We start from the raw sequence: 6,705 nt of genomic DNA, 5'->3' as shown, positions 1-6,705 counted from the left end.
CAAAACGTCGAGAAAGATGCCGAAGCGTTGCAGGTACTTAAAACGCTGAACGCCCGAAAACTCAATGCCGAGAAACGTTCACGGCAGCAATATCTGATCGGAGCCGTTGCCCAAAAGCTCGGACGTACCGCCGAGGCACGCGCCGCATTTAACGCTAGTATCAAAGCCGATAAAAATTCGGCATGGGGTAAACTGGCGAAAGACGCGTTAGGATTGTTTTAAAAGCGTTAGTGCCATTGGGCGTAAGATATCGGCTTCGGCACTGGCCGTCAGCGAAAACTGGTGGGCATTAAACGTTTGCTGACGTTTGGCCAGTTGAGCCGTATGAGTAGAGATAAGTTCTTGAAGCTCGGTTTTGGTTATTTTGCCGTCTAAATAGGCGAGCGTTTCGACGATTCCGATGGCTTTCATACTGTTAGGAACTCGTCCGTAGAGCCGTTCAAGCGAAGCGACTTCGTCAATCAGCCCCGAACGGATCATGAGGTCCGTGCGAAGTGCAATCTTTTGACGCAGAACCTCCCGATCAATTTTTAGGTTCAGTATCGGACAGTCGGTGATGATTGGAAGAGGGGGGTGCTCTTTGAACCATGTAGAAGGAGCCATCCCGGTTTCGAGATAAAGGAGCATCATCTTCTCTATCCGGTAGGTGTCGCCCGAGGTGATTTTCTCCATGATCTGAGGATCGACGGTACAGAGCATTTGATGCGCAGCAATAAGATCGGTCATAATTTCCTGCGTCTTGACAATGGTTTCTTGGGAATACTCGGGGATATTGGAAAGACCCTCTATCATGCTTTTAAGATAAAAGCTGCTTCCGCCGACAATAATCAGATTCTTCCCATCCGACAGCGAGTGTTCACAGGCACGTTTATATTCGTCGATAAAGGTGACGACACTGGCATTTTCGTCGGGGTTGAGGCGATCGATACCGAAATGCTTGGTCAATAATAGTTCTTGAACTGAGGGTTTGGCGGACGCAATATCGATGTCACGATAGATGCTGAGCGAATCGATAGAGAGGATATAGGCATTGCAGCGTTCGGCCAGATCAAGGGCGAGAGCACTTTTCCCCGAAGCGGTAGAGCCGATAATAGCAAGCTGTTTCATGGATGCCATTATACCCTAAGGGAGAAGAAGCATTAAGAGGGTATCGCCCAAAGAGAAATTACGATAAAATTAACCCAAATAAGTTCATAAAGGGACAGTGTGAAACGATTGGCGAAAAGACTGAGAGATTTTAACGAACTGGTCATGTTTCAGCATACCGTCTTTTCTCTTCCGTTTATTTTCATCGCGATGGTCGTTTCTGCTAACGGATGGTTCGGCTTTAAACTGTTAGTACTGGGGGGACTTGCCGCGATCAGTGCACGCAATACGGCGATGGGATTCAATCGTTATGTCGATCGTGCGTATGATAAGTATAATCCTCGTACGGCCGGGCGTCCGAGCGTTGATGGAAGACTGGACGGCGGATCGATAGCGATTTTTACGGCGGTCAATGCGATTGCTTTTATTGCGGTCGCCTATTTTATCAACGATTTGGCCTTTTATTTGAGTCTTCCGATTTTAGCGGTATTGATGAGTTACTCCTATTTTAAACGGTTTAGCTCGATGGCTCATATCGTATTAGGGATTTCACTGGGTTTGGCGCCGATTGCCGGAGCGATTGCTGTAAACGGGTATATTCCCCTGTGGTCGATACCTTTGTCCCTGGGAGTAATGTTCTGGGTCGCGGGATTCGATCTGCTTTATTCACTTCAGGATATGGAGTTTGACAAAACGAACGGGCTCCATTCGATCCCTTCCAAATACGGCAGTGCGGCTACCTTGAAGATATCGGCCGTATTTCATATTCTGAGCGTTTTGTTATGGAGTCTGTTTGTCGTTCAGGCACAACTGGGGATATTTGCGTATGCGGCAGTCGTGTTTTCGGCATTGATGCTGGGATATGAACATTATTTGGTCCGTCGCGACTTTACACAGATCGACCGCGCTTTTTTTACGGTCAACGGTTATCTGGGATTTGTATTTATCGGATTGATTATTTTGGATAAGGTGGGTCTATGAGTAATGTAAGATTGGTTCCCGCACCGATTGAAATGGTGTATGACGAAGTCGCAATCAATGTTGAAGAGTTTGAACGGGAGTATAGCCAGATGAGTGAATCGGATGAGGATCCCATCGGTCAATGGCTAAAGCTTGCCAAGGCCAGAGGAGATACTTCCGAGAGCGATCCGGTAATGTTGAATCTGATGGTAGAACTGTATCGGAAGATGGAAAAGCTGGAGCAGATTCTGACGATGAGTACACCGAAACGTTTGCCTCTAACCCACTTGGCCAATATTGAGAGCATCGGCTTTGAACATTTCAAGCTAACCGAAGGGATGTTGGAGAGAGGAAAACGGTACTATGGACGTATCGAAATGCCGATTCATCCCAAACGGGAAATTGCCGTCTATTTTGAAGCGATAGATACCTCGTTAGCCAAAATTACGCAAATCCATGACCGGGATGAAAAAGAGTGGGCTTCGTATATGACAGCGCGTGAACGTGTCATGATCCGTCAGCTTAAGGGGCGTGAGTGAATTACACTATCGAAGTCGCTATAATCGCTCTTGCCGTAATGATGGTAGGTCTAATTTATTACGTCATTACGAAAGAGGGAGAAGTCAGTTCCCAAATCCGTGCCGTCGCCAAAGCGACCGAAGAACTGCACCGTGAACTGTACATGATGGATAAAAGACTTAAACAAGAGCTGGAGATTATTGCTTCTTTGCAAGAAAGCGTTCCAAGAGAACAAAATTCTCTTCATGCGGAGCTTGGGCGTGAAGTCAATGAACTCTCTATCCCGATTCTAGAGTCGTTGACGACGATTGAAGGAAGTTTCAGTGCTTACAAGGATAAAACGGAAAATCGATTGCGCTATCTCGAAGAGCGTATCCGTAACCTCTCTTTACCGACATCGATCAGCGGTTTGGACGATGAGAAAGTGATCAGCCGCTACAATCAGGGGATGGAAGTCGATGCAATCGCAAAAGAGCTTCGCCTCTCCAAAGCGGAAGTAGAATTCGTGTTAAAAATCAATCAGCTGCGGTAGAAGTGTCCGGCGTAAAAAGGGAAGATATTAATTAGTTTTTAAGCTTATCCAGCTATAATTTCGGTCTCTTTAAAATATGCGTCCGTAGCTCAGCTGGATAGAGCACCGGTTTGCGGTACCGGCGGTCAGGGATTCGAATTCCTTCGGGCGCACCACTTATAAACACCGTAATAACACTTCATCAAAAATCTAAATCTGGTCACATCGAATCTGCGTTACCATTATTTCATTTATATATTATATTGCATTGTCAGCAGTTGGAAGTATTAAGTATAGCCGTATATGGGTGTTTCGGAATGACTCAAAAGCCATTCCTCAGAGGAGGAAAAGTTAGCGAGCGTTTTTTCGTGCGGAAATTTCGCTTAAGAAACTTTCCAAATCGTATTTGCTTCTAAACTGAGGAGTTAGAATATGGACGAGAATATCACCCAGATCGATGGCGATCCAATCTCCGCTTTCGTCGACATATAAAAACTGTTCATCGGGTTTGAGCCCTTTTTTCAGATGGTCCAAAAGAGCAAATGTATGGCGCTCCCCTAATGATGACGCAATCACAACATAATCGGCGAAATAATCGCCCCCTTTAAGATCGAAGACTTCGATGGCTTCGGCTTTGTTCTGATCGAGTATTGCACTGATCTTTTCAATTCGTGGATTCATAAAGTTCCTTATAATAAGTCAAAATTTCATTTTCGAGTGACGGTTCCAATCCCAAAGAGGAAAAAGAATTGCGAAAATCGCTGGAGCTGATTTTTTCATCGACATTCAGAGCGATCATATTCGCCGGAATAGGGATTTCACCCCGGGTGGCTACCACCCATCGAACCAAGGTGTTGAGTTCGTCAAACCGGTGCCATGAAGCGAGCTTTTCGAGATTGTCGGCTCCAATGATGAGATAGAGTTCGTCGCACATCGGTAAGAAATGTTTAACGGTCTCTATCGTATAGACACTGCGTTTTTGGGTAATCTCGAAATCGCTGATATCCACTTTTTCAAATGATGAAAAAATAGAGCGAAGCCAACGGTACCGGGTTGACGAATCTGCCCGGACATTCGGTTTGAACGGATTCCTGAAAGCAGGGACTATTATCAACCGTTCAATCGGCAGTTTTGCCAATGCTTCGGTGACGACACGTAAGTGCCCGATATGCGGCGGATCGAAACTACCGCCGTAAAGTGCAAGCTTCATCCGCCTCAACTTCTTTTAATCGAAATTATAACCGAATTTTGGTAAAATCACCCCTTATTAAGTGTTAGGGATATGGTGATGGCGCTGAAGATTGCAATTAACGGTTTTGGTCGTATCGGCCGCTGTGTTACCCGTCTCATCGCGACGCGCGATGATGTCGAACTTGTTGCGATCAATGATATGGCATCTATCGAGATGGTTTTGTATCTGTTGCAAAATGATTCGGTTCACGGCCCGTTAGCCGTTGAGACGGCGATCATAGGGGAAAAGAATCTACGAATAGGACGAAATAACGTTCGGATTTTGTGTGAAAAAAATCCTGAAAATCTCGATTTCGCTTCCTTGGGTGCGGATGTGGTTTTTGAGTGCAGCGGATTATTTCTGACTGAGGCTACGACACGGCACCATATAGCCAAAGGGGTTAAAAAAGTAATCCTTTCTGCACCGACGCAGGACAGTTCCATTCCGACGTTTGTAATGGGAGTCAATGAACATCTTTATGCAGGTGAACCGATTATTTCCAATGCATCATGTACCACGAATTGTCTCGGGCCGATCGCAAAAATCATCGATGAAGCGTATGAGATCGAAAAAGGGCTCATGACGACGATTCATGCTTACACGAATGGCCAAGCGATTATCGATTCGGCGCATGGGACCGATATGCGCCGTTCCCGTGCGGCAGCACTTAATATGATTCCTACCACGACAGGAGCCGCAAAGGCGATCAGTATCGTACTGCCGAATTTGGAAGGGAAGCTTCACGGGCAAAGCGTCCGGGTTCCGACTCCCGATGTTTCGATGGTTGATCTTAATGTTGTCGTTAAACGCCGTACGGATAAAGATGCCATCAGTGCTCTTTTTAAATCGTATGCGAAGGGGCAAATGAACGGGATTTTGGAAGTCGACGAGCGTTATCGCGTGTCACAGGATTTTGTCGGTTCGAGTCACAGTGCTACAGTAGCAGATGACCTGATTCAGGTTATTGACGGAAATTTGATTAAAATCATGGCGTGGTACGATAATGAATGGGGTTATTCGAATCGTTTGATAGAGATGGCTCTTTATATCAGCAAAACAAGAGTGTAACGAAGCAAATAGGCTTTGCTTCGGCATGAAATTACAATTAACATCAATCTTACAGTAAGAAGGAAAACAATGCAGTTACTCGGCATCAAAGAGTGTGATATCCACGGCAAAAAAGTATTCATCCGATGCGATTTTAACGTTCCAATGGACGATTACGGCAATATTACGGATGATCGCCGTATCCGTTCGGCACTATCAACGATTCACTATTGTCTCGATCAAGAGTGTGCGATTGTCTTGGGATCGCATTTCGGGCGTCCGAAAGGGGAACCAGATGAAAAATACTCATTGGCGCCGATTGCACGACGGCTCCACCAATTGCTCAAGATTGAGATTCAGATGGCCGAGGATGTGATCGGCGAGAGTGCCAAGAAGATGGCGTCAAATCTCAAAAAAGGGGAAGTCATGCTGCTTGAAAATCTCCGATTTGAGAAAGGGGAAACGAAAAACGATCCCGAACTGAGTGCGGCATTGGCATCGATGGTCGAGGTTTACATTAATGACGCTTTCGGAGTCAGCCATCGTGCCCATGCGTCGGTCGAGGGCATTACGGCACACTTTGACACCGAACATAAAGCGGCCGGCTTTTTGCTCCAAAAAGAGATCCAATTTTTCGGTACTTTGCTTGATCGTCCTGTCAGACCGTTTGCAGCGATTGTGGGAGGCAGTAAAGTATCCGGTAAACTGGAGGCTTTGATTAATCTCTTGCCGAAAGTCGATAAAATTTTGATCGGCGGAGGAATGGCATTTACATTTCTAAAAGCACTCGGGCACGAAGTGGGCAACTCTTTGGTAGAGGATGACTTGATCGATGAAGCGATCAAGATCATGAATGAAGCCAAACAGCTCGGTGTCAAATTTTATCTTCCGGTCGATGTTGTTGCGGCAGAGAAATTTGCTCCCGATGCTATGAGCCGTTTGGTCAGCATTCAGGAGATTCCCGCAGGATGGATGGGGCTGGATATCGGGCCGGCGACGGTTCGATTGTATCGTCAGGTTTTAGCCGATGTCCAAACGATTTTATGGAACGGTCCGATGGGCGTATACGAAATGGATCGTTTTTCACGCGGTTCGAATAAAATAGCCCATTTTGTAGCGGATTCGTATGCCACGACCGTAGTCGGTGGGGGTGATACCGCCGATTTGGTTCAACGTGTGGGTTTGGACGAAGAGATAACGTTTATCTCTACGGGCGGCGGAGCGTCATTGGAACTTTTAGAGGGTAAAATTTTACCGGGTGTCAAACCGTTGATGAAATAAAAAAGCTCGTAGAACGCACGCTGATATGTGTGGCTCCTACCTGCTTTAAGGGACAATGTCTGCCGAAAAA

9 protein-coding genes and 1 tRNA gene are annotated in these 6,705 nt (G+C 46.1%); 7 read left to right on the top strand and 3 right to left on the bottom strand.

The window, feature by feature from the left end; all coding sequences use genetic code 11:
* On the top strand, positions 1-222 hold a 222-nt coding region (locus Q0389_RS01015; protein ID WP_298690677.1), incomplete at its 5' end, for a hypothetical protein.
* Here the strand turns inward: Q0389_RS01015 and miaA are convergent.
* Positions 208-1,107 (bottom strand): tRNA (adenosine(37)-N6)-dimethylallyltransferase MiaA, encoded by a 900-nt coding sequence (gene miaA, locus Q0389_RS01010; RefSeq protein ID WP_298690675.1) that lies wholly within the window; start codon positions 1,105-1,107, stop codon positions 208-210. The genes Q0389_RS01015 and miaA overlap by 15 nt on opposite strands.
* Positions 1,108-1,206: 99 nt before the next feature.
* Between miaA and mqnP the strand changes: the two genes are divergently transcribed.
* The 4 genes from mqnP to Q0389_RS00990 all read left to right on the top strand — a co-directional run bounded on the left by mqnP (position 1,207) and on the right by Q0389_RS00990 (position 3,252).
* Positions 1,207-2,067, top strand: coding sequence for a menaquinone biosynthesis prenyltransferase MqnP (gene mqnP / locus Q0389_RS01005; protein ID WP_298690671.1), 861 nt, complete (start codon positions 1,207-1,209; stop codon positions 2,065-2,067).
* Positions 2,064-2,585, top strand: a complete 522-nt coding sequence (locus Q0389_RS01000; RefSeq protein WP_298690669.1) for a hypothetical protein — start codon at positions 2,064-2,066, stop codon at positions 2,583-2,585. The genes mqnP and Q0389_RS01000 overlap by 4 nt, the downstream gene beginning before the upstream one ends.
* Positions 2,582-3,097, top strand: a complete 516-nt coding sequence (locus Q0389_RS00995) for a hypothetical protein (protein ID WP_298690666.1) — start codon at positions 2,582-2,584, stop codon at positions 3,095-3,097. The genes Q0389_RS01000 and Q0389_RS00995 overlap by 4 nt, the downstream gene beginning before the upstream one ends.
* Positions 3,098-3,175: 78 nt before the next feature.
* Positions 3,176-3,252: transfer RNA gene (locus tag Q0389_RS00990), tRNA-Arg, on the top strand.
* Between the two features lie 175 nt (positions 3,253-3,427).
* On the opposite strand, the gene rsfS is transcribed toward Q0389_RS00990, so the two are convergent.
* Both rsfS and nadD read right to left on the bottom strand, forming a co-directional pair.
* Positions 3,428-3,757: a ribosome silencing factor gene (rsfS, locus tag Q0389_RS00985; RefSeq protein WP_298690662.1), complete on the bottom strand. Its 330-nt coding sequence runs from the start codon at positions 3,755-3,757 to the stop codon at positions 3,428-3,430.
* Complete coding sequence (nadD, locus tag Q0389_RS00980) at positions 3,741-4,286, bottom strand: nicotinate (nicotinamide) nucleotide adenylyltransferase (protein ID WP_298690659.1); 546 nt, start codon at positions 4,284-4,286, stop codon at positions 3,741-3,743. The genes rsfS and nadD overlap by 17 nt, the downstream gene beginning before the upstream one ends.
* Positions 4,287-4,364: 78 nt before the next feature.
* Here nadD and gap point away from each other — a divergent pair, with 78 nt between their 5' ends.
* A complete protein-coding gene (gap, locus tag Q0389_RS00975) occupies positions 4,365-5,375 on the top strand; it encodes a type I glyceraldehyde-3-phosphate dehydrogenase (protein WP_298690656.1) in 1,011 nt (336 codons plus the stop codon).
* A 69-nt stretch (positions 5,376-5,444) separates the two neighbouring features.
* Positions 5,445-6,635, top strand: coding sequence for a phosphoglycerate kinase (locus Q0389_RS00970; protein ID WP_298690653.1), 1,191 nt, complete (start codon positions 5,445-5,447; stop codon positions 6,633-6,635).
* Positions 6,636-6,705 lie beyond the last annotated feature (70 nt).

This window comes from uncultured Sulfuricurvum sp., from assembly GCF_937936435.1.
In the GTDB taxonomy this organism is placed as follows: Bacteria; Campylobacterota; Campylobacteria; order Campylobacterales; family Sulfurimonadaceae; genus Sulfuricurvum.
This window is presented reverse-complemented; position numbering and strand designations above follow the sequence as displayed.